This window comes from Rhodococcus sp. NPDC055024, from assembly GCF_053608585.1.
This window is the reverse complement of record NZ_JBSGVT010000002.1, coordinates 444,583-467,732: the sequence shown is the minus strand read 5'-3', so window position 1 is coordinate 467,732 and position 23,150 is coordinate 444,583. Positions and strand designations below refer to the sequence as shown.

General features: G+C 61.8%; 21 protein-coding genes. 14 read left to right on the top strand and 7 right to left on the bottom strand.

All coding sequences use genetic code 11. The features are described 5' to 3' along the window. Positions 1-12: 12 nt before the first annotated feature. A complete protein-coding gene (locus ACWF6P_RS08670) occupies positions 13-828 on the top strand; it encodes a mycofactocin-coupled SDR family oxidoreductase (protein ID WP_452620743.1) in 816 nt (271 codons plus the stop codon). Positions 829-834: 6 nt separating this feature from the next. On the opposite strand, the gene ACWF6P_RS08665 is transcribed toward ACWF6P_RS08670, so the two are convergent. Both ACWF6P_RS08665 and ACWF6P_RS08660 read right to left on the bottom strand, forming a co-directional pair. After that, positions 835-1,473: an LON peptidase substrate-binding domain-containing protein gene (locus ACWF6P_RS08665; RefSeq protein ID WP_003940076.1), complete on the bottom strand. Its 639-nt coding sequence runs from the start codon at positions 1,471-1,473 to the stop codon at positions 835-837. Then, positions 1,473-1,949, bottom strand: a complete 477-nt coding sequence (locus ACWF6P_RS08660; protein ID WP_378446925.1) for a DUF309 domain-containing protein — start codon at positions 1,947-1,949, stop codon at positions 1,473-1,475. Before ACWF6P_RS08660 ends, ACWF6P_RS08665 begins: the two co-directional genes overlap by 1 nt. A 140-nt stretch (positions 1,950-2,089) precedes the next feature. Here ACWF6P_RS08660 and ACWF6P_RS08655 point away from each other — a divergent pair, with 140 nt between their 5' ends. Beyond that, positions 2,090-2,434 carry a YciI family protein gene (locus ACWF6P_RS08655; RefSeq protein WP_003939718.1) on the top strand — a complete coding sequence of 115 codons (345 nt, stop codon included), beginning with the start codon at positions 2,090-2,092 and terminating at the stop codon, positions 2,432-2,434. A gap of 6 nt (positions 2,435-2,440) precedes the next feature. Beyond that, positions 2,441-3,682, top strand: coding sequence for an RNA polymerase sigma factor (locus ACWF6P_RS08650; RefSeq protein ID WP_452620742.1), 1,242 nt, complete (start codon positions 2,441-2,443; stop codon positions 3,680-3,682). Positions 3,683-3,689: 7 nt separating this feature from the next. On the opposite strand, the gene ACWF6P_RS08645 is transcribed toward ACWF6P_RS08650, so the two are convergent. Together ACWF6P_RS08645 and ACWF6P_RS08640 are read right to left on the bottom strand one after the other, a co-directional pair. Then, positions 3,690-4,268, bottom strand: a complete 579-nt coding sequence (locus ACWF6P_RS08645) for a DUF7822 domain-containing protein (RefSeq protein ID WP_452620741.1) — start codon at positions 4,266-4,268, stop codon at positions 3,690-3,692. Positions 4,269-4,303: 35 nt separating this feature from the next. Next, the gene (locus tag ACWF6P_RS08640) at positions 4,304-4,903 is read right to left on the bottom strand and encodes a TetR/AcrR family transcriptional regulator (RefSeq protein ID WP_452620740.1); all 600 of its coding nucleotides are present in this window, start codon (positions 4,901-4,903) and stop codon (positions 4,304-4,306) included. 140 nt (positions 4,904-5,043) lie between these two features. On the opposite strand from ACWF6P_RS08640, the gene ACWF6P_RS08635 reads away from it, so the two are divergent. The 3 genes from ACWF6P_RS08635 to ACWF6P_RS08625 all read left to right on the top strand — a co-directional run bounded on the left by ACWF6P_RS08635 (position 5,044) and on the right by ACWF6P_RS08625 (position 7,774). Further along, positions 5,044-6,189 carry an acyl-CoA dehydrogenase family protein gene (locus ACWF6P_RS08635; protein WP_007730036.1) on the top strand — a complete coding sequence of 382 codons (1,146 nt, stop codon included), beginning with the start codon at positions 5,044-5,046 and terminating at the stop codon, positions 6,187-6,189. 78 nt (positions 6,190-6,267) lie between these two features. Next, positions 6,268-7,029 (top strand): SDR family NAD(P)-dependent oxidoreductase, encoded by a 762-nt coding sequence (locus ACWF6P_RS08630; RefSeq protein ID WP_279217828.1) that lies wholly within the window; start codon positions 6,268-6,270, stop codon positions 7,027-7,029. Between the two features lie 97 nt (positions 7,030-7,126). Continuing rightward, a complete protein-coding gene (locus ACWF6P_RS08625; protein WP_378629783.1) occupies positions 7,127-7,774 on the top strand; it encodes a TetR/AcrR family transcriptional regulator in 648 nt (215 codons plus the stop codon). Positions 7,775-7,776: 2 nt separating this feature from the next. Here ACWF6P_RS08625 and ACWF6P_RS08620 read toward each other — a convergent pair whose 3' ends face one another. Next, positions 7,777-8,238, bottom strand: a complete 462-nt coding sequence (locus tag ACWF6P_RS08620) for an SRPBCC family protein (RefSeq protein ID WP_378531259.1) — start codon at positions 8,236-8,238, stop codon at positions 7,777-7,779. Between the two features lie 89 nt (positions 8,239-8,327). Here ACWF6P_RS08620 and ACWF6P_RS08615 point away from each other — a divergent pair, with 89 nt between their 5' ends. From ACWF6P_RS08615 to ACWF6P_RS08590, 6 genes are all read left to right on the top strand, one after another. Beyond that, positions 8,328-8,954 (top strand): TetR/AcrR family transcriptional regulator, encoded by a 627-nt coding sequence (locus ACWF6P_RS08615; RefSeq protein WP_452620739.1) that lies wholly within the window; start codon positions 8,328-8,330, stop codon positions 8,952-8,954. Between the two features lie 373 nt (positions 8,955-9,327). After that, positions 9,328-11,430 carry a dipeptide ABC transporter ATP-binding protein gene (locus ACWF6P_RS08610; protein ID WP_452620738.1) on the top strand — a complete coding sequence of 701 codons (2,103 nt, stop codon included), beginning with the start codon at positions 9,328-9,330 and terminating at the stop codon, positions 11,428-11,430. Between the two features lie 178 nt (positions 11,431-11,608). Next, entirely contained in the window at positions 11,609-13,489 is a 1,881-nt protein-coding gene (locus tag ACWF6P_RS08605) for an ABC transporter substrate-binding protein (protein WP_452620737.1), read from the top strand. 51 nt (positions 13,490-13,540) lie between these two features. Then, positions 13,541-14,491, top strand: a complete 951-nt coding sequence (locus ACWF6P_RS08600; RefSeq protein ID WP_452620736.1) for an ABC transporter permease — start codon at positions 13,541-13,543, stop codon at positions 14,489-14,491. A gap of 47 nt (positions 14,492-14,538) precedes the next feature. Continuing rightward, positions 14,539-15,396 (top strand): ABC transporter permease, encoded by an 858-nt coding sequence (locus ACWF6P_RS08595; protein ID WP_452620735.1) that lies wholly within the window; start codon positions 14,539-14,541, stop codon positions 15,394-15,396. A gap of 102 nt (positions 15,397-15,498) precedes the next feature. Continuing rightward, positions 15,499-17,100 carry an N-acyl-D-amino-acid deacylase family protein gene (locus ACWF6P_RS08590; RefSeq protein ID WP_452620734.1) on the top strand — a complete coding sequence of 534 codons (1,602 nt, stop codon included), beginning with the start codon at positions 15,499-15,501 and terminating at the stop codon, positions 17,098-17,100. Between the two features lie 324 nt (positions 17,101-17,424). On the opposite strand, the gene ACWF6P_RS08585 is transcribed toward ACWF6P_RS08590, so the two are convergent. After that, on the bottom strand, positions 17,425-17,562 hold the full coding sequence (locus ACWF6P_RS08585; protein WP_378542337.1) for a hypothetical protein: 138 nt from the start codon (positions 17,560-17,562) through the stop codon (positions 17,425-17,427). A 576-nt stretch (positions 17,563-18,138) separates the two neighbouring features. After that, positions 18,139-19,530 carry a serine hydrolase domain-containing protein gene (locus ACWF6P_RS08580; protein WP_452620733.1) on the bottom strand — a complete coding sequence of 464 codons (1,392 nt, stop codon included), beginning with the start codon at positions 19,528-19,530 and terminating at the stop codon, positions 18,139-18,141. Between the two features lie 495 nt (positions 19,531-20,025). Between ACWF6P_RS08580 and ACWF6P_RS08575 the strand changes: the two genes are divergently transcribed. Both ACWF6P_RS08575 and ACWF6P_RS08570 read left to right on the top strand, forming a co-directional pair. Continuing rightward, the gene (locus tag ACWF6P_RS08575; RefSeq protein WP_452620732.1) at positions 20,026-21,237 is read left to right on the top strand and encodes a serine hydrolase domain-containing protein; all 1,212 of its coding nucleotides are present in this window, start codon (positions 20,026-20,028) and stop codon (positions 21,235-21,237) included. Between the two features lie 104 nt (positions 21,238-21,341). Beyond that, on the top strand, positions 21,342-23,054 hold the full coding sequence (locus ACWF6P_RS08570) for a PucR family transcriptional regulator (protein WP_378542343.1): 1,713 nt from the start codon (positions 21,342-21,344) through the stop codon (positions 23,052-23,054). Positions 23,055-23,150 lie beyond the last annotated feature (96 nt).

Below are 23,150 nucleotides of genomic sequence, written 5' to 3'. Positions count from 1 at the left end.
AACGTCCCGGCCATGACACAACTCTTGGCAGGCAAGGTCGTTTTCATCACCGGTGCAGCGCGGGGTCAGGGACGCAATCATGCGATCCGGCTCGCGCAGGAAGGTGCCGACGTCATTGCTGTCGACGTGTGCGCGTCGGTGTCCGAGGACGTGGGCTACGCGGCCGCAACCGAAGCTGACCTCGATGAAACGGCGCGCCTGGTTCGAGCCGAGGGACGCGAGATCGTCACTGCTGTAGCGGACGTCCGTGACCTCGAGGCGCTCCGCGCGGCAGTCGCGTCGGGCGTCGAAAAATTCGGTCGCCTCGACGTCGTGATCGCCAATGCGGGCATCGCAACGTGGAATCGTTTCTGGGAGATGCCGGAAGAGCAGTGGTCGACGCTCGTGGACATCAATCTCAATGGTGTCTGGCGCACCATGGCGGCTGCGGTTCCCGCAATGATCGAGGCGGGCAACGGTGGCTCCATCGTGATTGTGAGCAGTGCTGCCGGTGTCGCCGAAGCGCCCGGTTGCGCACACTACTCGGCTGCCAAGCACGGCCTCGTCGGATTGGCGCGCACTGCGGCAACGGAGTTGGGCGGCTTCGACATTCGAGTCAACAGTATTCATCCGGGGGCAGTGGAGACCGAGATGGGCAACGATCCCAACGTCGGCAAGGTACTCACGGCGTACCCGGAGTACATGAATTCATACAAGTGGCCGCTGACCTCGGTCCCGCGCACGACGGTCGAGGACGTCTCCAATGCCGTGGTCTACCTCGCGACAGATCTCTCCCGCGCGGTCACCGGGACGAAGATCGTCATCGACATGGGTCAGACGATGGCGTAGTTGCGCTCAGAGGAGATTGAACTGCGCGACCTCGATGGTGTTCTCGACTGCCTCCGAGAGTGTGCGGATACGCTCGTCGGCGCCTGGCGCGGTCAAAATCGCCAGGCGATCGGCGTCACCCATCGGAATGCTCCTGGCGAGGGCATACAGCCGAGAACCCAGCGGATCCAAGGGATCCGGTGGGACGGGCATTCGCGGAGTCTGTTCGCCGGCCCGAAGTGCGAGCTTTCCCAACATTCCGTACATGAATTCGATGCGCTCGAGGAGTGAGTCGTATTCGTAAGCAGTGACTGGTGTTCCGTTGTTCTCGTCAGGCCACAATTCGACCTCGGCAAGTGGGTAGGGATCGTCCGGCAGCCATCGATTGACCCGGATGCGGTCTTCGGTACGGCAATACAACTGATACCGCCCGGCACCCATTGCGACATGGGATTCGATCCGAGCCAGAGTGCCGACGTCGTGGCGTGATTCGCCGCCACCGACCTCGTGGCCACGGGCGATGAGCACTACTCCGAACAGTGGGCCGTCGGCAGCTTCGAGAACGTTCTCGACCAGTGCGCGGTACCGAGGTTCGAAGATGTTCAGCGGCAACACCTCACCCGGTAGCAAAGCGGAGCCGAGCGGAAACATGGGGAAGATGGGCATCAGGGGATTCTCAACCTCGGAATCGGAGGGGCGGGGAAATCGCCGGGGCGATCGATTTCGGCGAGCAGGTGTTCGGACCACGTCAGCAGACCGGGGATGTCGAGGCCGTGTGGACTCTCGACCTCGTAGTGCCTGATGCGATCGTGACCCTGACCGAGGAGCGAGACGGCGCCGGTGGTGTTGCCCCGCAGGAGATGAGTGAGCCCGACGGCCAGTTGAGCCAGTCCCTGCCACAGGTCACGTTCCTCGGGCGGCGCGCTTTTCCACGTTCCTTCGAGAATCTCGTGTGCATGGAAAGGCATGCCGTGGTCGAGGAGGCGCTGAGCCTCGGTGATCGACTCGTCTGGTGGCAGGCGTACATCGTCCGGAATGCGCGGGACACCGCCCGCTGCGTCGCGTGGCAGTGGACGTCCGAGTCCGTCACGGGGCCGCGAATTGAGGGGTTTCCCAGCGGCGTCCCGGTCGCGTTCGGTCATACACTCAGCCTAACGGCAGCGCCCCGGACGAACTCGCCAAAAGTTTTTTCGAGTCGCCTGTCGATTCCGGGGAGAACCGTTCGTCGTCATGTTGTAAGGCAAGAAAGCCGCAAGAAAAACAACAGACCAAGGAGTCAGTCATGAAGTACATGTTGCTCATCTACACCGCACCCGGCGGAGACACCGAACCCCAGTGCACGTTCGAGGACTGGCAGCAATACGACAAGGAAATGAAGGACGCCGGCATCTGGGTGTCCGGCGATGCCCTCGCCGACCTGACCACCACGACGACGGTTCGAGTCTCGCAGTCCGGGGAAAAGACCGTCACCGACGGGCCCTTCGCAGAAACCCGCGAGATCCTCGGCGGCTACGACGTCATCGACGTTCCTGATCTGGATGCGGCGCTTTCATGGGCTGCGCGGTGCCCCGGCGCGCGCGACGGCGGCAGCGTCGAGGTGCGTCCGCTGGCCGGGTTCGGGGACTGATTCGCCGTGGACGAGCAGGCCGAGAACTCCATCGAGTCAGTGTTCCGGGAGGAACGCGGACGGCTCTTGGCCTCGCTCGTCCGCCGTTTCGGTGATCTGGATCTGGCAGAAGAAGTCACCTCCGAAGCCGTCGAGTCTGCGTTGGTGCACTGGCCCGTGGACGGTGTGCCGGCCAAACCCGGCGCCTGGCTGCTGACCACGGCGCGTCGCAAAGCCGTCGACAGGCTTCGTCGTGATCAGGCCTATGCGGCGCGCTTGGCGGTGATGCAGGTGGACGCCGATCGTGCCGACCCTGCGCCGCCCACGGTCGACGGGGAACTTCCCGACGAGCGGTTGCAGCTGTTCTTCACCTGCTCGCACCCGGCGCTTGCCGAGGACGACCGAATTGCGCTCACCTTGCGTTGCCTCGGCGGGTTGACGACGCCTGAAGTTGCCCGCGCCTTCCTGGTGCCTTCGGCGACGATGGCGCAGCGGATAGTGCGCGCGAAGAAGAAGATCCGTCAGGCTCGGATTCCCTTCCGGACTCCCAGCGCCGAAGAACTCCAGGAGCGTCTGCCCGGTGTTCTGCAGGTGATCTATTCGGTGTTCACCGAGGGGTATGCAGCGAGTTCGGGGCCGGATCTGCAACGCGTCGACTTGGCGGTAGAGGCGATCAGGCTGGCGAGGATCTTGTGCGCTTTGCTTCCCGATGAGCGCGAGATTGCCGGGTTGCTTGCATTGATGCTTCTCGTCCACGCGCGTCGGGATGCCCGTACCGACGCGCGTGGCGGGATCGTGCTCCTCGAGGACCAGGATCGCGGGTGCTGGGACCAGCCGATGATCGAGGAAGGCAGCGACCTCGTCGTGGTCGCGTTGACCGGGGGAGCGCCGGGGCCCTACGGGGTGCAGGCCGCTATCGCCGCACTGCACGACGAGGCCACTGATGTGGAGAGCACCGACTGGCCACAGATCTGCGCGCTCTACGGAGTGCTGCTCACACTGACTCCGTCGCCGGTCGTTGCCCTCAATCGGGCAGTTGCGCTTGCGATGCGCGACGGCGAGGAGGTCGGGCTGGCAGCGTTGGAGGAACTGGCAGCCGAGCCCAAACTTGCCGACTACCACCCGTATCACCTCGCGCGCGCCGAACTACTTGCTCGGTTGGGGCGCACCGACGCAGCGGCATCCGCGTACCGACAAGCTCTGAAACTCGTTGGTACGGAACCGGAGCGGGCCTACCTGGAGCGTCGGTTGGGTGAGATCTCTGACTGATCGGCGGCTATCGCGGGACGTCGAGATCGAAGTACAGGGTCTCGGACCAGTAACCGAGACCGAGCTCGCGGAGCGCTTCCTCGACGCTCTCCTGAGTCGGCGTGAACAGCCGCTCCCAGAAGCGCGGCTTGACGGGTGTGAGCGTGGCCAAAGCTGCCTCCATCTCCGCATCGATGTTCGCCAGACCGGCCATCAGTGCCTGGCCTTGTTCTGCGAACGGTTCGTCGTCCATGTCGAAGATCTCGCCGCATTCGAGAACGAAGTAGTGGTCGGGTTCGGTGTGGCTGCGCAGGAAGCTCAGCGCTTCACCGGCCATCGCGCCGAGTTCGGGGTGGTCGATGCGGCCGAGGAAGTCTTCGAGCCGGGCGATACCAGGACCACAGGGCGCGGTGACCGCGATCAGGTCGGGAACGTCGTCCCAGATGATCGACTGGCGAGCGAAAAGATTCACGGACACAAGGATCCTGGGAACCAGCGGTATCGCGTACGACCACTCCGAGATTCCCTCGAGGCCCCGGGCGCGAGCGGCAGCCGGATTTTCTTTCGGGGCAACAGGGGTCGTGTAGAGATAGGTGCGGTTGGCCACTGGCTGATTCCTTTCTGCGGTCGGCGTCACCTGATTCAGGCGGCGCCCACCATCCTCAATGCCAGGTCTCCGTACAGTTTTCCGATGTCTTCCGGATCCGTGTAGTTGCCGGCCGGGAACCAGCGGCACACGTCGACGCACAGGGACATCAAGGCGAGGGTGACGCCTTCGGCGTCGGGGATCGTGAAATCACCCGACTGGACGCCGGCGTCGACAACCTCCCGGACCACCCGCGTCGTGCTGCGACGAAGCGCGACGACGGTTCGGTAGTGCTCTGGTGTGAGTGCAGTGAGTTCGTATTGGACGACGCGAGCGAGTGAGTGGTGCCCGGCCTGCCAACTGGCGAAGGTGCTGACCAGTTCCTGGAGGCGAACGGACGGCTCTTCGCCCGGACGGTCGGCGCCCTTGACCACCTTCAACGCTTCGGTGTGACCTTCGAAGCTGATCGCGAAAAGCAGCTCTTCTTTCGAGCGGTAGTGCGGGTACATGGCGGCGGGACTCATGTCGAGTCGCGCGGCGATGTCACGCGTGGTGGTGCCGCCGTAGCCCGCGGAGGCAAAAGCGTCCACGGCTGCCGCGCGGATACGGGCCGCAGCTTTGGAGGGGCTGATCACCACGTCAGGTGAATCGCTCACGGTTTCCTCCAGGTGTGACGGATTTCGATGTTGACAATATCCCGCTCTCGATTCACTATAAGCAGATGCTTAGATTCTAAGCGGATGCTTGGGAACATCGTTACGTGTGGCATTGCCACGCCGAAAGGAAGCAACTCGTCATGCGTCGCACTCTGTACGGACCCGATCACGAGGCATTTCGCGAATCTGCCCGCGAATTCGTCAACCGGAACATCCTTCCGGTCGCAGAGAAGCTGATCGACCAGCGCTTCATCGATCGTGAAATCTGGCTCGAAGCGGGACGCAACGGCTTCCTCGGACTCGAGGTTCCAGAGGCGTACGGCGGAAGCGAAGCCGGCGACTACCGCTTCAACGCGGTTCTGGCCGAAGAGCTCTCGCGCGCCAGTGCAGCTGTTGCCTCGAGCTTCGGCATTCACGCCGACGTCGTTGCTCCCTACCTCGTTCAGCTCACCACCGAAGAGCAGAAGCAGCGTTGGCTGCCCAAGTTCTGCACCGGTGAGATGCTGACGGCCATCGGCATGACCGAGCCTTCCGGTGGATCCGACCTCGCCTCGCTCAAGACCACTGCGGTCAAGGACGGCGACGACTGGATCATCAACGGCTCCAAGACCTTCATCACCAACGGCTACAACGCCGACCTCGTGATCGTGGCGGCGCGGACCAGTCCCGAGAAGAAGTCCAAGGGCATCACCCTCTTTGCCGTCGAGACCGGCATGGAGGGCTTCGAGCGCGGACGCAAGCTCGACAAGGTCGGCCAGCACGAGTCCGATACCGCCGAACTGTTCTTCGAGAACGTTCGCGTGCCGTCCACCAACATCATCGGTGAGATCGACCGCGGCTTCATCCACATGATGGAAATGCTGCCGCAGGAGCGCGTCGGCGCTGCGGTGTCCAACATCGCGCACGCCGCTCCGATCCTCGAAGAAACGCTGCAATATGCCAAGGACCGCAAGGCTTTCGGTCAGCCGATCGGCTCGCTGCAGTGGAACAAATTCCTTCTCGCGGATCTCGTGACCCGCATCGAGGTCACCCAGGCCTACGTCGACAACTGCGTCGCGGCACACGCTGCCGGCGAGCTGACCGCCATCGACGCCGCCAAGGCGAAGTGGTGGACCGCGCAGGTGCAGAACGAGGTCCTCGATCACTGCGTCCAGCTGCACGGCGGCTACGGCTTCATGACCGAGTACCGCGCCGCTCGCGCGTGGATGGATGCTCGCGTCACCAAGATCTGGGCCGGATCGAACGAGATCATGAAGGAACTCATCGGCCGCGATCTCGGCCTGTAATTTCGTAACTGCAGTCGATACGTCACTGAAGTCCATACGTCACTTCCCGAACCCGACGACACAGGAGCATCACCGCGCATGTCTGTTCTCGACAAGTTCTCTCTGACCGATCGAGTGGTCATCGTGACCGGTGCGTCGTCGGGCCTCGGGGTGGCGTTTGCGAAAGCCGCAGCAGAGGCCGGCGCGGACGTCGTCCTGGCAGCTCGCCGCGTCGACAAGCTCGAAGACACCGCCAGGCTCGTGCGTGACGCCGGTCGCGAAGCGTTGTGCGTGGCCACCGACATCGTCGATCCGGCACAGGCTCAGAACATGGTGGACGCCGCGATGGAGAAGTTCGGCCGCGTGGACGTCCTGGTCAACAACGCCGGCGTCGGAACTGCCGTTCCAGCGACCCGCGAGACCCCGGATCAGTTCCGCGCCGTCATCGACATCAACCTCAACGGGTCGTACTGGGCAGCGCAGGCGTGCGGCCGCGTCATGCTCCCGGGCAGTTCCATCGTCAACATCTCGAGCATTCTCGGACTGACGACGGCCGGACTGCCGCAGGCTGCCTACGCGGCGAGCAAGGCAGGCGTCGTCGGATTGACCCGCGACCTCGCACAGCAGTGGGGAACGCGCAAGGGCATTCGTGTCAACGCGATCGCGCCCGGCTTCTTCAAGTCGGAAATGACCGACCAATACAACGACGGTTACTTGGACGCGATGGCTCCGCGCCTGATCCTCGGCCGGATGGGCGATCCGGAAGAGCTCGCAGCCACGATGGTGTGGCTCGCATCCGAGGCCGGCGGATACGTCACCGGCCAGACCATCGCCGTCGACGGAGGAATCACCATCACCTGACGCCGATGCCGAGATGTCGCCGGCTTTGCCGTATAAGTAGCTGGTGACCTCTCGCGCCGAACCTCAGGAGAACTGGGAAGACCGTCCGCCACCATCGATGGCAGCGACGGAGCTTCTGCGTGACCTCCCGGTGACCGCTCGCGGCGTCCGTACCAGGGCTTCTCTGGTTGCAGCGGCTCGGACTGTGTTCGAACGCGCGGGGTATCTCGATGCCCGGCTGACGGACATCACCAAGGAAGCGAACTGCTCCACCGGCACGTTCTACACCTACTTCGACAACAAAGAGCAGATTTTCGCCGCAGTTCTCGACGTTGCGCAGGAAGACATGCTGCACCCCGGCATGGGTCGGGTCCGTGACGTCGACAATCCGTATGCGGTCCTCGAATCGAGCAACCGTGCCTACCTGACAGCGTTTCGTCGCAACGCCAAACTGATGGGGCTGCTCGAGCAGGTGTCGCACATCGATCCGGCGTTCGCGAAACTGCGTCGGGACCGAGCCGAGACCTTCATTTCGCGTAATGCGCGGGCCATCGAACGTTTGCAGGCTGCAGGCAAAGCGGACCGTTCACTGGATCCGCTGCTGGCATCGCGAGCGTTGTCGGCGATGGTGAGCCGTCTTGCCTACAGTTCGTTCGTCTCGGAGGAACCTGGCGCCGACGGCAACCCTGTCCCGTTCGAGGACGTCGTCAAGACAGCTACTCAGGTGTGGGCCAACGCCTTGGGCCTCGAAGGCGACCGCGGGTAGTTTCAGCCTTCGCCGCGGGCCGCGAACTGCTCCTCGAGGCTGCGGCGCAACGTCTCCTCGCTGTTCTTGACAGCGTTCTCGACGAACGGCCCGATCAAGCGGCCGAGTGCCTTGCCGGCAATGCCGCCGGGGAGTTTGTAGGCGAAGTCGACGGAGAGTTGGGTCTTGGAATCGTCGATCGCGGCGAACTCCCAGGTGGACGAGTTGGATACACCGCCGAGCGAAGACAGCTTGATGATCCGATTCTTCTCCCACTCGGTGACCTCGAGCTTGGATCGCAACGTGCTTGGCCCGACCTGCATGGCAGCGTCGAATGTGGCGCCGAGCCCCTGATCGAACTCTCCGAACGGGGTGAACTCGGAAACACCGAACATCCACGTCGGGACGTTGCGGTAGTTGTCGATGTAGTCGAAGGCGACATCAACCGGCACGGCAGCAACCGCGGTGTGGCGAACATGGATCATGACTGGTCCCTGTCTTTCGGTGAACATCGACTGTAACCAATGGCACCGACGTGTTCGGCGGCGGAGCAAGAGCGATCTACGGTATCGGTATGACGAACGAGCTTCCGGTACGTGGGTCCTGGCGCGATTACGAAGACCTGGGACTGCCGAAACCGCTCGCTGCGGCACTGGAGGCGTTCGTCGAGCAGGGCTATCACGGGACTTCGATCCGCGACGTTGCGTCGCGGTCCGGGCTGTCGGTGCCGGGGCTCTACCACCACTACCCGTCCAAGCAGGCTCTGCTGATCGGTTTGGCGACGGTCGTGATGACGGAGTTGTTGGAGCGAAGCCGAGCCGCCGAACTCGACGCCGGGGACGATCCCTCTGACCGCTTCGACGCGGTGATCGAATCTCTGTTGCGGTTCCACATGTTTCGACGCGAGCAGTCGTTCGTCGCTTCCTCCGAGATTCGCAGTATGGAGCCAGACAGTCGGGCGAGCTACATCGCGCAGCGCGACGAACAGCAGAAGCAGGTGGACCGGATCGTCCTCGACGGCGTCGCTTCGGGAGTGTTCCAGGCAGATCACCCCGAGGATGCCAGTCGCGCCGTCGTCACGATGTGCGTCGCCGTGGCGGTCTGGTACCGCCCGGACGGTGAGTTGTCTCCGGATGAGTTGGTGGAGAGGTATTTGGAGATAGCGAGGCGCATGGTGGGGGCGAAGCGGGTGGGGGAGTGATGGTGGGGGCGAAGCGGGTGGGGGAGTGAGTGTGGGGGCATGCAATTGAAAAGCGATGTCGTAGAGCTAAATTCGGGATGAGCGGTTTCGCTGCATACGTCCGACCAGCCGAATGCCGTTCTCTCCCTTATATGCCGGTACTCTTCTTGTGCCTCTCGGCAGTCTCGGTCACGTCGTTGCTGTCTCGAAGCGTCACTCGTCGGCTAGCGAAGCCTGTGGAAATATGTCACTGACCACGGGCGTTCATAGCTGGAAGGTCTTCGGTGCGGCGAACTGCCAACGCACGAATTTGTCCTCCGAGACGAAGTTTTTTGCCTGATTTCATTCGAGTCGACCAACCTGCCCCCCGGGTGTGCGCCACTACGATCAGTCCATGGTTCTGGACAGCGAGGCCACGCAGATGGCTGACACCTTGGGTAGTGCTTCTGGTGACGGCCCCGACTTGCTAGCGATCCGCGATCTCTCGATCGAAATTCGGCGCGGCGATCGAATCGTACGACCGGTGTCTCGCGTGAGTTTGCGGCTGCGCCGTGGCGAAACTCTTGGCGTTGTAGGCGAATCCGGCTCTGGGAAGTCGATGACCGGACTGGCGATCATGGGCATGTTGCCGGCCGGCGGTGCCGTGACCGGCGGCTCGATCATGGTGGACGGCAGAGAACTCGTCGGCCTGCCGCAGTCCGAGTACAGGCAGGTCCGAGGCAATGACATCGCGATGGTTTTCCAGGACTCGATGTCCGCGTTGAACCCCACCCGTCGGATCGGTGATCAAGTTGCAGAACCGGTGCATCTTCATTGTGGCGGGACCAAACGCGCTGCGCGCCGACGAGCTGAAGAGGTGCTGGCTCTGGTCGGGATACCCAGGCCGTCCGAGCGGATGAACGACTACCCTCACCAACTCTCCGGAGGTATGCGCCAACGGGTGATGATCGCCATGGCGCTGGCGTGCGAGCCTCGCATCATTATCGCCGACGAGCCGACCACCGCACTCGATGCCACGATCCAGGCGCAGATCCTCGATCTGCTCGACGACTTGAAGTCACAGCTCGGTATGGCGATGATCCTGGTCTCTCACGATATCGGGGTGATCGCGGGGCACGCGGACCGCGTCGCGGTGATGTACGCGGGGCGCGTTGCCGAGACCGGCCCGACAACCACTCTGTTCGGCGACATGCGGCACCGTTACACACAGTCGCTGCTCGCTTCGATTCCCACGATCACTCACGACAAGCAGGACGAGCTGTACAGCATTCCCGGGTTCCCTCCAGACATGGCGCTGCCAATGCTTGGCTGCCCGTTCGCACCCCGGTGTGCCTCAGCCACCGATCGTTGCCACGAGGACGATCCGCAGCTGACGATCGAGCCAGCCGGGCATGCCTACGCCTGCTGGCATCCGGCCGCCGGGCCGATCACCCGTGTGCGGTCCCGGATTGCGCCCGCAACTGCCGGGCTCGGTGGATCGGAGTCGGTTCCACGGCTGCGCGTTCGTAATCTGGTGCGCGAGTATCCAACCGGTAGATCAGGACTGTTCGGTGAGCGACGCACCGTCAAGGCAGTTTCCGGAGTCAGCTTCGATGTCGCTGCCGGTGAGACCTTCGGGCTTGTCGGAGAATCCGGATGCGGCAAATCGACGCTCGGCAGGATGATCGTCGCGTTGGACCAACCGACCCAGGGCGAAGTGTTACTCGAGGGCGACTCGATTACCAAGATGGGTTCGCGCGAACTCGGGCGCCGTCGGGCCGAATTGCAGATGATGTTTCAAGATCCCCACGCTTCTCTCGACCCCCGGATGCGGATCGACACCATTCTGCGTGAACCACTGGCCATCCAGAACATCGGCACCGGAGCGCAGCGGGCTACCCGTGCCCGGCAACTGTTGGATCAGGTGGGTCTCCCGGCGAGCGTGATGGAGCGCTATCCACATGAGCTGTCCGGGGGACAGCGTCAAAGGGTGGGGCTGGCGCGCGCACTTGCGCTCGATCCGTTGGTGCTCGTCGCCGATGAGCCGGTGAGTGCGCTGGATGTTTCTGTGCGCTCACAGGTTCTCAACCTGATGCGACGCACCCAGCGCGAGTTCGGACTCAGCAGCGTCGTGATCTCTCATGATCTTGCGGTGGTGCGCTATCTCGCCGACCGTGTCGGAGTGATGTACCTCGGCAGGCTCGTCGAAATCGGCACGTGCGAAGAGGTTTACGCGACGGCTGCCCATCCCTATACCGCTGGGCTTCTCGCAGCAGTCGCGGATACCGATCCGCTGGCCGCTGGCCGTGACGGTGGCACGCCCATCCGCGGCGAGTTGCCCAGCGTCATCGCTCCGCCGAGCGGATGCCGCTTCCGGACACGATGCTCGCAGGCGACCGACCTGTGCGCCGCGGCGGAGCCGCCGCTGGAGTCGATCAGTGATACCCATCAGGTTGCCTGCCACTTTCCGCTGCAGCCCAAACGGTTCGAGCAGCTTGCCGATCTCGCCACGACATAGGCTCGTCAGTCTCATGCCGGTATGAAATCGGTTGCACGGCAACGAGAGCGGAGCCATGCGAATTTGTGCTCGTCCGCCGACTGGATGGGCAATAGCTACTACACGCTGGTACGTCTCAGCGATCTTCTTGAAGTGGGCGGGATCGAGCCCCCACGTGCATGACTGACAGGAGCAAAGAATGACCACTCTCACTACCCACAGAGCGCTGCGTGGGGTGTTCGCTGCAGCAGCAGTCTCGTTGCTGATCGCCGGATGTACGAGCGTCGAGCCCGCCGGAACAGGTTCCGGCGGAGATGCTTTCGGATCCTTACCCGAAGCCGTCGGGCAACCCACGGCAGGCGGCACGATCACCGTCGCATCGCCTGTGGGGCTCGCACCCAACGTCATCTACCCGAACTTCGCCAGTTCAGATGTTCAGTTCGCTACCCAGCAGGTGATGTTCAAGTACCTGTACGCCGCAGCCGACGTCGGCTCGAAGGATTCGGTCAACTCTGCACTGAGTCTGGCCGAGCTGCCCACGGTCAGCGACGACGGCAAGACCTTCACGATCAAGATGAAGGATTCGTACCAGTGGTCTGACGGGAAACCGGTCAATGCCGATGACTTGATCTTCTCGATCGAGTTGATCAAGGGCGCGATCGCCGAGAGTCCCGCCAACTGGAGCGGTTATGTCGCGGGCAGTTTCCCGGAGAACTTGGTCAGCGCCACGGCGACCGACCCGTACACCGTTGAGCTGCAGCTGAATCAGGCGATGAATCCGGACTTCTTTCTGAACAATGTGGCGGCGCCGCTGCTGATTCCGCTTCCGTCGACGGCGTGGAACATCGCGTCCACGGGCGGGCAACACCTTGACTACACGGTGCCCGAAAACGCCAAGGCGATCTACAACTACCTGTCCGGACAGGGACGTGCGCAGTCGACCTTCGCCAGCAATCCGTTGTGGCAAGTCGTCAATGGCCCCTTTCGGCTGCAGAGTTTCGAATCTGCTACTGGTGCATACACACTCGTTCCCAACTCGAATTACACCGGACCGAGCCCCTCGACGGTCGAGGCAGTGAAGTTCCTGCCGTTCACCTCCACATCAGCGATGCTCAATCAGCTCAAGGCAGGCGAGCTGACAGTCGCTGCTCTGGATGCAAGTTTCGCGTCGCAGGCCTCCGATCTGGAAAAACAGGGGTATCACGTGTACGGCCGACCCGGCCCGACACAGTTCAATCCGGTGGTGATCAACTTCAAGAACACCACGAACAACTTCGACAAGGTTATCGCCCAGCTGTACATACGGCAGGCGTTGCAACATCTTATCGATCAGCCCGGTTACATCAAGAGCCGCGGGATCTACGGCGGCGCCGGTGCACCGTCGTACACGCTCGGTCAAGCCGGCACTCGCTTCGCCCCGTCATTCGGGGAGGACGCCCCGTACCCCTATGACCCTGCCGCGGCCGAAAAGCTTCTCACCGAACATGGTTGGGAGGTCGGCGACGATGGGACAAGGACGTGTGTCAGTCCCGGAACCGGTCCCGGCAACTGCGGTGCCGACATCCCTGCCGGACAGACCCTCAGCTTCAATCTGCTCTATGCGAACTCGCCAGCGAGCATCGCCAACCGCAATATCGCGTTCATCTCCGCGGCACAGCAAGTCGGCATCACGATCAGCGGGGAGGCCAAGTCCCTCAACTTCCTCTACGAGAACGCCGACAACAATGCCGCGCCGGCCTATCAGGACCAGTGGGCCCTGGCAGACGAAGGGAGTTTCAACGCAGCGGCCTACCCCTCCGCAATTCGCTATCTGGCGACCGGAGCCTCGTACAACCTCGGCCATTACAGCGATCCCAAGGCTGACGCCCTGATGGATGCCTCGAAGAACTCGACCGACCCGAACGCGATGGTGACCGAGACGACCTTCGTCGGAGAGAACTTGCCCTACTTGTTCATGCCGAACCCCTCCACCATCGCTGTTTGGAAGTCCGACATCTCCGGTCCGCCGACCGCGTTTGCGAACATCACGCGCTACGGATTGGGCGTCCTGGACCCACAGCTCTGGTACTTCCACTCCTAGATCACCACAAGAAGGCCGTCAGCAGACTTCGTAGAATAGAAAGACGACAACATGGCATGGTACGTGCTTCGGCGCCTGGCGATTTCGCTCCTGGTATTGATTGGGATCTCCGCGGTGGTGTACTTTCTGCTCCACTTTGTGCAAGGCAGCCCTGGGCGTGCAGTGTTGGGCCAGAGGGCATCTCCCGAAGCAGTGGCCGCGTTCAACAGTGAGCACGGCTTCGATCGACCGATCATCGAGCAGTACCTCAGCTACCTCAACGAGCTGGTTCACGGTGACCTCGGCTACTCCTACAAGTTGAACCAAAGTGTCGCGACGCTCCTGCAGCAGAACGCCGGCCGTAGCGCCATGCTCTCGTTGGCGGCTCTGGTACTGGCGCTCGTCGTCGCGATACCCCTGGGGATCTGGCAGGCAGTCAAACGCAACAGCATTGTCGACCACACAGCCACTGCCGCGTCGTACACGCTGTATGCGACGCCGCAGTTCCTACTCGGCCTGATCCTCATCGCGCTCTTCAGTCAGGCCATCCCGATCTTCCCTTCCCAAGCGTCCCAGTCACCTTCGCCGTGGGTGATCTTCACAGACCCCAAAGCCATGGCGCTGCCGGTCATCACGATCGCCCTCACCAGCGTCGCAGTCTTCTCCCGCTACCAGCGAACTGCCACTCTGGATCAACTCGGACAGGACTACATCAAGGTGGCGCGAGCCAAGGGACTGCCCGAGCAGTTGGTCCTGACCCGACATCTGTTGCGTAATTCCTGCCAACCGCTCATCACAGTGGTGGGTCTGTCGATTCCCGCACTACTGGCCGGAAACCTGATTGCCGAGACTGTATTCAACTACTCGGGCCTCGGTCTGCTGTTCCTCAACAGCCTCCAACGTGAGGACTACCCGGTACTACTGGCCTACACCCTGATCGGTGGCACATTGACGGTATTCGGAAACCTCATCGCCGACGTCGCGCTAGCCATCACCGACCCCCGGATCGAGCTGTCCGCATGAGTACACCAACACAAGTGCCCACAAAATCGGCTGAGAAAAGTACACGCATGGAAGTGCCCGCGAAATCGGCGGCGTTGAGGGCCATGCTTCGTCGATTGCGAGCACATCCGCTCGGCCTCGTCGGCCTGCTACTGCTCTTGTTGCTCACTGGTTTCTGCTTTCTCGGGCCGTACATCTATCACACCGACCAGACCTATGTGAGCCTCGCGGATGCCGCGCTGCCGCCGACCAGCGAACATCCCCTCGGCACCGATGCCAACGGTTTCGATGCTCTCGGGCGCTTGATGAAAGGCGGCCAGGTCTCCCTGCAGATCGGACTGCTCGCCGCGGTTACCGCAACCGTGATCGGCACCCTGTACGGCACCATCGCCGGCCTCGCCAAAGGCTTCCTCGACGGTGCCATGATGCGCCTGGTCGACATCTTGCTGTCGGTGCCGTTCCTGCTCGTCGTTCTCATTTTGTCTGCACGATTCACCGCCAGCGCCGTATCGCTGGGTCTGATCATCGGTGCGTTTTCATGGCTTGTGCCCGCCAGATTGGTTCGAGGCGAGGTCTTGTCGCTGCGCGTCCGAGAGTTCGTGCTGGCAGCTCGGGTAATGGGTGCATCGCGTCCGAGACTGATCCTGACGCATCTGGTCCCGAATGCCCTCGGCGTGATCATCGTCAACATCACCTTTCAGGTTGCCGACGCCATCCTGATCGTCGCCACCCTCGGGTTCCTCGGCTTCGGGCTGTCCTACCCCTCGACGGACTGGGGTGGCCAACTATCGGACGGTGCCACATACATCGCCGATGGTTACTGGTGGCTCGTCTATCCAGTCGGCGCATGCATCATTCTCACCGTGCTGGCCCTGAACCTGCTCGGAGAGGCTCTTCGCGAGATGTTTGCGCGCCAGACCAATTGACAGCGGTACTCGGCGCGATCGGATCGCCAGATGCCGAGTGCCTACACATAACCAGTCACAGAGGAGCAAAAGTTGTCGATTTTCAACGCGGAGGAACAGACGATGTCCATCGATCTCGTGGTGCGTGGTGGCATGGTTGCTGACGGAACGGGGGGACCCCTTCGCCGCGCCGACGTCGCGATCAGCGCTGATCGGATCGTAGCGGTCGGCGAGGTTCCCCCCACCAATTGTCAGGAACTGTCGGCTGAAGGCGCAGTCGTGGCACCCGGGTTCATCAACGTGCTCAGCCACGCCTACGACATGCTTCAACTAGATCCGCGCGGGCTGTCAGATCTCTATCAAGGCGTCACCACGGAGGTCTTCGGGGAAGGCTTCTCCATGGGACCGGTCAGCGGGGAGATGGGTGAGATCATCGACGCCGAACCGCTTCCCTCAGGCGTACGGAGGAACTGGCCGCGACTCAACGACTTCCTCGATCACCTGGCGACGGCCGGCGTTGGCCCGAACATCGCCAGTTTCGTTGGTGCCCATAACCTTCGCATGATCCATGCCGGCGCGGACAATCGGTCCCTTACCGAAGAAGAACTCAGCTCGGCGTGCCGAATACTCGACGACGAGCTCACCGCGGGCGCCCTCGGCGTCGCCTCGGCGTTGATCTACTCGCCGGGCAGTTACGCAAGCACTGCCGAGCTCACCGCATACGCGAATGTGCTCGCCCAGCACGATGCGCTCTATATCTCGCACATTCGTAACGAGGCGGATCGGTTGCTCGACGCCATCGACGAACTGATTGACATCGCTCGTGTAACATCAACGCGCGCAGAGGTTTACCATATCAAAGCCTCAGGTCGGCAGAACTGGCCGGCGATGAGCAAGGCGATCGACAAGATCGAGGCCGCACGCCTTTCGGGTCTGAGCGTCAGTGCCGATATCTATCCCTACGAGGCTGGTGGGACACTTCTGAGTGCGTGCATTCCGCCGCAGTTTCACGAGGGCGGCCGCGTGGCGCTGTTGACCCGACTGGCAGAACCCGGGACTCGTGTCGCCATCAAAGACGCGATTGCTATGCCGGCTGCGGACTGGGAGAACCTTTACCTGGGTTCGGGAGGTGCCACCGGGATCTTGATGCTGAAAGGAATCGAGTCAGATGTCGGGGGACGCACCTTGGCTGAGATCTCGACCGACCGTGGAGACTTCGATCCGATCGACACGTTGCTCGACCTCGTGACGGCCGACCCGGATCTACTCGCAACTTATTTCGAGATGACTGAAGAGAACATTCATCTCGCACTGCAAAGTCCCTGGGTATCTATTTGTTCTGACTCGGAAGCTTCGCCCGCAGAGGCGCCGTTCAACGAGGCGCCCACCCATCCTCGCGCGTATGGTGCATTCGCTCGGGTCCTGGGCCCGTACGTCCGTGCGGGTGTTCTCACTCTCGAAGACGCCGTCCGACGCATGACCAGCCTGCCCGCGGAGAATCTCCGACTGCTCGATCGGGGTCAGGTTCGGGTGGGCGCCTTCGCGGATCTCGCCGTATTCGAGCCGGAAGCGGTTGAGGACCTTGCCACCTATCGCGAACCACATCGCTACGCAACGGGTATGCGGCATGTGTTGATCAACGGCGCAATTGCATTCCAAGATGGCGTACCTACCGGCCGGCTCGCCGGCCGCGCGCTGCGTCGGGGCGGATCGTACGAGGGATGACGGGACAAATGTGGGCGAATGACGGCCATCCCTGGCGGTACTTCCAGATCAGGTAGGTAGCGGTCACCTCAAACCCCTTCGCCGAAGGTCTGCGCCCAGCTGGATCTGTAACCGTGACAGGCATTTGCCTGTCACGGTTACAGATCTGTTCGAGGCTGTATCTGGTGCCGGGGGTGCTCGTGTTGAATGTGGCAGCCGTTGAATGTGACAGTGGATGAATATCTTTGGAAAGCTGCCGGATTCATGTAACTAATTGCCTTGCAATATAATTGAAAACAGATGGGTCGACCGAAATTCGGTCGACCCATCTGCTGTGCTACGGCGTTACGACAGGCTTGCTCCGCCTCCGAAGAACGAGACGAGACCAAGGGCGGCGGTAATGCCGCCGATCACTCCAGCGATACCGCTGAGAACCGTGACGGCATTGTCAATTGCAGTCAGGTCAGATTCAGATGAACCCATTGAAAGCTCCTTGCTTGTAGGGGATTTGCGAAGGCGGAATACGAAGACGGATCAGATTCCGCGAATCGCGGGGAATTTGTTACCCGCATCACAGTAGGTGTGAACGCGACTTCAGTCAATAGATCTATCCTGAAATCTGTTGATACAAAACGTCTTAACGTTTTGTCTGACATCGGCATGACCCAAATATGGAAGGATGCGCGAAGTTCGTCGAAGGCCTGAAGCCTGATCTGCGTGTCTCCGGGCCGGAGTTGGGGTGAGAGAGACCTCGAGATGCCCGTTCCTTCTGAACTTGCGAAACGGGCCCTTGGTGGGTGGGTTCTTCAGCACTGATGGGGCAGTGAGGGTCACAAAGATCTGAGCATGTCGCCCGGGGTGAGGCGTCCGGCAACATGCTCAGATCTCTGCGTGAAGTTCAGGTCTTCGTTTCACATGGGTGTTGCTGTTACACATAAGGATTTGCATCCATTGTGGACGAGAAGAACTCAGGGAAGGGCTAACTGATGGTGAAACGTTCGGTTTTCGAGGAGTTGGCGCACTGCGCCGGCCGATTGCAGTGACTCGCTCCGGCTGGGACTATGCATCAACCTTCTTGAAAAGCCTTGTCATGTAGAGATGTTCGTCTCCGTCGACCGTGACGCGCGCAGCTTCGAAGGACGCACCTGCAAGCTCGATGAGGAACCGAGATCGAGACAAAGGCTGGACTGGCAGCGGAGGCATCGGCGGCTCGCCGGTGATCTCTACTTTCGCAACCATACGGACCTGGTACTCACCATCGTCCCTGCGGCTCAGTTCGATTCGATCCGTTGTCGTCTCGTAGGCGCCGACTAGCTCCGACAAATCAGTCTCGCCGGGCTCCGCTTCCGGTTCCGGGTAGGTCAGACCGAGAGCGTGTGCGATCTCAGTCTCGATGTCGTGAGCCAGTGCGGCACCGCGGTGCGAATTTGTCAGCACCCCGATTGCGATGCCCAGCTCGGGGAATGTATGCAACTGAGCGATCTGCCCGATCACGCCACCGGAGTGATGTACGCATGCCACGCCACTCCAGTCGGAGATGATCCATCCCAATCCCCAACCCTGATCAACGGTGGACAGGCCGGTGAGGTCGAACTGCGGTACCCGCATCGCGGCCACCGACTTTTCCGAGAGGATTCGTTCGCCCGTCAACCCCAGCCCGTCGCGCAGGTGCGCCGCCGCGAACGCCAGTAGATCGCCCATGGATGCGGTGATGGTGCCGGCCGGTCCCACTGAACGTGGAAGTGCCCAGCGTGTAGTCGGCAGCACCTTCTCTGCTGACTCCTGGTCTGGGTTGGCAAGATGGCCGACGGCCGCACGGAACAGGATGGCATCATCAGATCTGGTGACCGTTTGGGTCAAACCCAGTGGGCCGTAGATTCTTTCAGAGAGTGCCTGGTCCCAGGTCTGCCCTCGTAGTGCCTCGACGATTCGGCCGGCGACGACGAACGCGGTATTGCTGTAGCTGAGGTGCCCTCCGGCCGAGGTGACACTGATTGCGCTCGCCAACCCCGCGACGTATTTTTCGAGGCAGTCGTCGCCGTCGCCGGTGTCGGTGAAAACATCCCCGTCGATACCAGAAGTGTGCGTGAGCAATTGGCGGACCGTGACATTCTTCGTATTGTCGGCATCGGCGATCGTGAATTCCGGAAGCACCTCGACGACGGGGGTGTCGAGGGTCAGCAAGCGCTCGTCCACCAACTGCATGACGAGAGTCGTCGTCCATATCTTCGTGATCGATCCGATCTGAAACAATGTGTCGGCGTCGACCTCCACCTTCGTCTTGAGGCTAGTCAGACCGGTGGTCAGCACACGCACGTCCGCGCTGCCGTCATCGGCCAGTGCAATAACACCAACCTGGGCACCCGGCACCGAGTGCTTGACAGCCAATTCGTCGAGTCGTTGCTGCCAATGCGGCGAGTTCAGCAGGTCTGCAGCCAATTTCGTGGGCATATCGATTTTCCTTGTTCGGTTTCGGAGTTGATTTGGTTCAAGTTCTTCTGCGACCGCCACCGAGTCAGCTGGCTTGGCAGATCGTTCACAGCCGGATCTGGAAAGACATCTGAACGGAGAATTTGTCGGTGCACTCGAGGAATCGGTTTCGTCGAATGGCAGCCCTGCGCTCGGGGAGGCGTTACGACAACCATCGCTGCGACTTGGTACCGGCTGATCATGGTGCAACGGTAAGCGTGTGTCGATGCAAAGTATTCGTCGGCCGCGACGAGGCCGATAGTCAAGATCCATCTGATCGGACAAAGCCATCGGCCAATCCACGGTCTGCCGGTCATGGGGCAGGAAGGCGATGGCGCCTGTAATGCTTGCACTGATTGTCCGTTCGGCTGCACGAACAGACCGCGCGAGTGTCGTGCCGCCAGACCACGACTGTCGACACTCGGCTAGCAACAATCATGGAATCAGTCGCCCCACCCGAGCCGAAGGACGAACACCATGTCGAGAGAAACGCTTGTCATCCCCATCGAGGATCAGTTGGATGCCGCGATGGCCCGTGCTGCGAGCCTGGCGCCGGCACCGGGCTCGCAGGCTGCGTTGATGCGCCACGGTGAGCTGATCTGGACAGGCACTCATGGCTTGGCGAGGGTCGACCAAACCGTCCTTGTCTCCGACGAAACGCCGTTTTGCTTGGCCAGCTTCGGCAAACTGATACTCGCAGCATGCACGTTGCATCAGGTCGAGCGCGGAGTCATCGGACTCGACCGGCCGATCTCGATGTATCTGGGCCCCGATGTGCCCGGCGCTGACACAGTGACGGTTCGTATGTTGCTCACGCATACGTCAGGCTTTCCGGATATCTATGCATCGCCGGGGATGGAGGTGCTGTTTCCTCCCGAGTTGGAGGAATCCCTGTGTGACGCTGCCGGTTCGGACCCCGCTGTGCGCAATGTCTACGATCCGAACCGGCCGTTCACTTGGACGATGCTGGCCGAGGCTCTTGGTCCCCCCGTCGATTCGGGACGCCGTTGGGACTATTCCAATACCGGATACATCGTGCTGGCCCGGGTACTGGTGCAGGCGCTCGGCGGCGAGGAGCAGATGGAACGTGCCTGTTCGGACCTCATTCACTCAGCCGGCGGCCACTATTCGATGAACGACGATTTACTGACCCTGCGACGGTCCCCACGCTTGGCCGAGTCGTTGGCCCGCGGCTACCAGCGGTTGTCGGACGGCTTGTTCCACGACACTTATGCAGCATGGCAGCCGTCCGGCATACCGTCTGACCTTTTCGGTCTTCCGTTCGGCGACGGCCTGTTCGCGGGTACCGCGATCGGAGCAGCACAGTTTCTCGACAGCTTGTTCGTTCGCAAGACGCTGCTCGGTTCAGCGACCCTGGAGCAGATGATTTCGGCGACGCCGCAGGCCATTGCCGGACCGGCAGAACCAGTCCGGATCAACAGTTACGGGATGGGAACGTTCCGCACACAGGTGGGTAGCACCGTCTGGCAGGGCCATAGCGGTACGTACGGTGGGTACACCGCAATGGGTGCAAGTGAGATGTCAGCCGGCGTCACGCTGGTCGCAGTCACAAACGGCCTCCCTGCTGTGGGTGCTACTCCGTCCGCTGGGATAGTGGAAACTCCTGCCGGGACAGTGTGGAATGCGCTTGCCGCGGTCTGTGCGGACCATTTCGAGTCGGGGCGTTAACTACGGAGGATTCGCCGAACTTGATTCGATCGGAGGAAAAAACGCGTCGATTTATGTCCGCTGCGACGATACTAGTGATCTATCACACGCCATAGTATTCGTGAATGCTCAGCTCAATCGCGACAAACCGCCGCAGTCTTGGCCGGATTTTGGACCATCTCGGCGCGACGCTCCTCGAGAAGTTGGCCGGATCGATCATGGACCACCACGCGCTCGGAGGCGTGGTCATCTACGATTCCGCCGACGATCTGGTGATAGCTGAACGCTCGATCGTGCTTGGTGTCGGGGTCCACGATCATGACGGGATCTGCCGACTGCTGCGCGAACTCGGAAATCGCAACGCTGCGGCGCTGGTCGTGCGCGCACCGATCACTGTTGATGCTTCGATGACGCTCGCAGTCCAGCGATCGGGTGTGACGCTGCTCGGCCTGGTGGAAGGAGCATCCTGGACGCAGTTGGTCGCGATGTTGCGCACGTTGCTCGCAGAAGACGATATCGGCGGCTCCATGACCGAGTTCATCGGCGGGATGCCCTCCGGTGATCTGTTCTCGCTCGCCAACGCGATTGCAGCCTTGCTGGACGCGCCACTCACGATCGAGGACAGAAGCTCCAACGTCCTGGCGTTTTCAGGACGCCAGGACGAAGCCGACCTCTCCCGTGTCGAAACGATTCTCGGCCGCCGGGTCCCAGAGCGTTACCTCCGTTCACCTGAGTCCCGAAGCGAGTTCGAGCAGCTCCATCGCAGCGAGGATCCGGTCTTCCTCCCTGGCTGGACTCTCGATGACGACGAGCACGCCATGGCGCGCGTCGCCATCGCCGTGCGCGCGGGTGAGGAGGTGCTCGGCTCGATGTGGGCCGCCGTCCGTGAGCCTCTGAGCGACGAACGCAACCAGGCTTTCGCTGATTCCGCGAAGCTGGTCGCGCTGCACATGCTGCGCTTTCGTGCCGGAAGTGATGTCGAGCGACGGCTACGCGCAGACCTGGTGAACACTGCGCTCGAAGGCGGCCCGTCGGCACCTGAGGCGGCCGGGCGACTCGGCCTCATCGGTCGACCGGTGGCGGTACTTGCACTCGGCCTGAACTGGACAGCGGAAAGTGCCGGGGCCGCCGACAGCGCACCGATGCACGCCGCCAGTCTGCAGCGCGCCGCCGACGCCTTGGCTCTTCACCTGACGGCTCTGCAACCTGGCTCGGCCGTTGCAGTGCTCGGAGACCGGGCCTACGCGATCGTGCCGCTACTCGGTAACGCTCCGGATCATGCCAAGCGGACACACCTCATGGCTCAGGGGTTTCTCGACCGAACCGGTCAAAACCTTTCGGCATTGATCGGAATCGGCCCACTCGCCATGGACGGTGGGAGCCTTCCGAATGCCCGACGCGGTGCCGACCAAGCGCTGCGAGTGCTGCGGCACGAGGGAGGGAAACGCCGCGTGATTGCCGCGGAAGACGCTTACATCGATTCATTGATGCTCGATTTTTCGGATCTGGTCGCTGCGCGAGGCAACGCAGTTTCACTGCCCATCGCGCGGCTGCTCGCCTACGACGCCAAGCACCAGGCACACCTGGTGAAAACCTTGCGCTACTGGCTCAATGCATTCGGTGATGTCAGCATCGCTGCCCGACAGGCCTACGTCCACCCGAGCACGTTCCGCTATCGGATCCGTCGTGTCTCAGCGGTCAGCGGTCTCGATCTCAACGACCCGCAGCAACGATTCGCAGCCATGCTGCAGCTGCGCCTGCTGGAAGTGCGGCAGCTTCCCGGCAATACCCAGGAGATTCCTGACGCCTGCGACAACACTGTCGAACTCGGCCAGTGATGTTGGTCTGGGCGAACCATCCCTGACCCTCCGATATGCGCGGATGGACGATTCAATCGCGGCAGGACTGCGAAAGGCTGGGGTGAATCAGTCGAT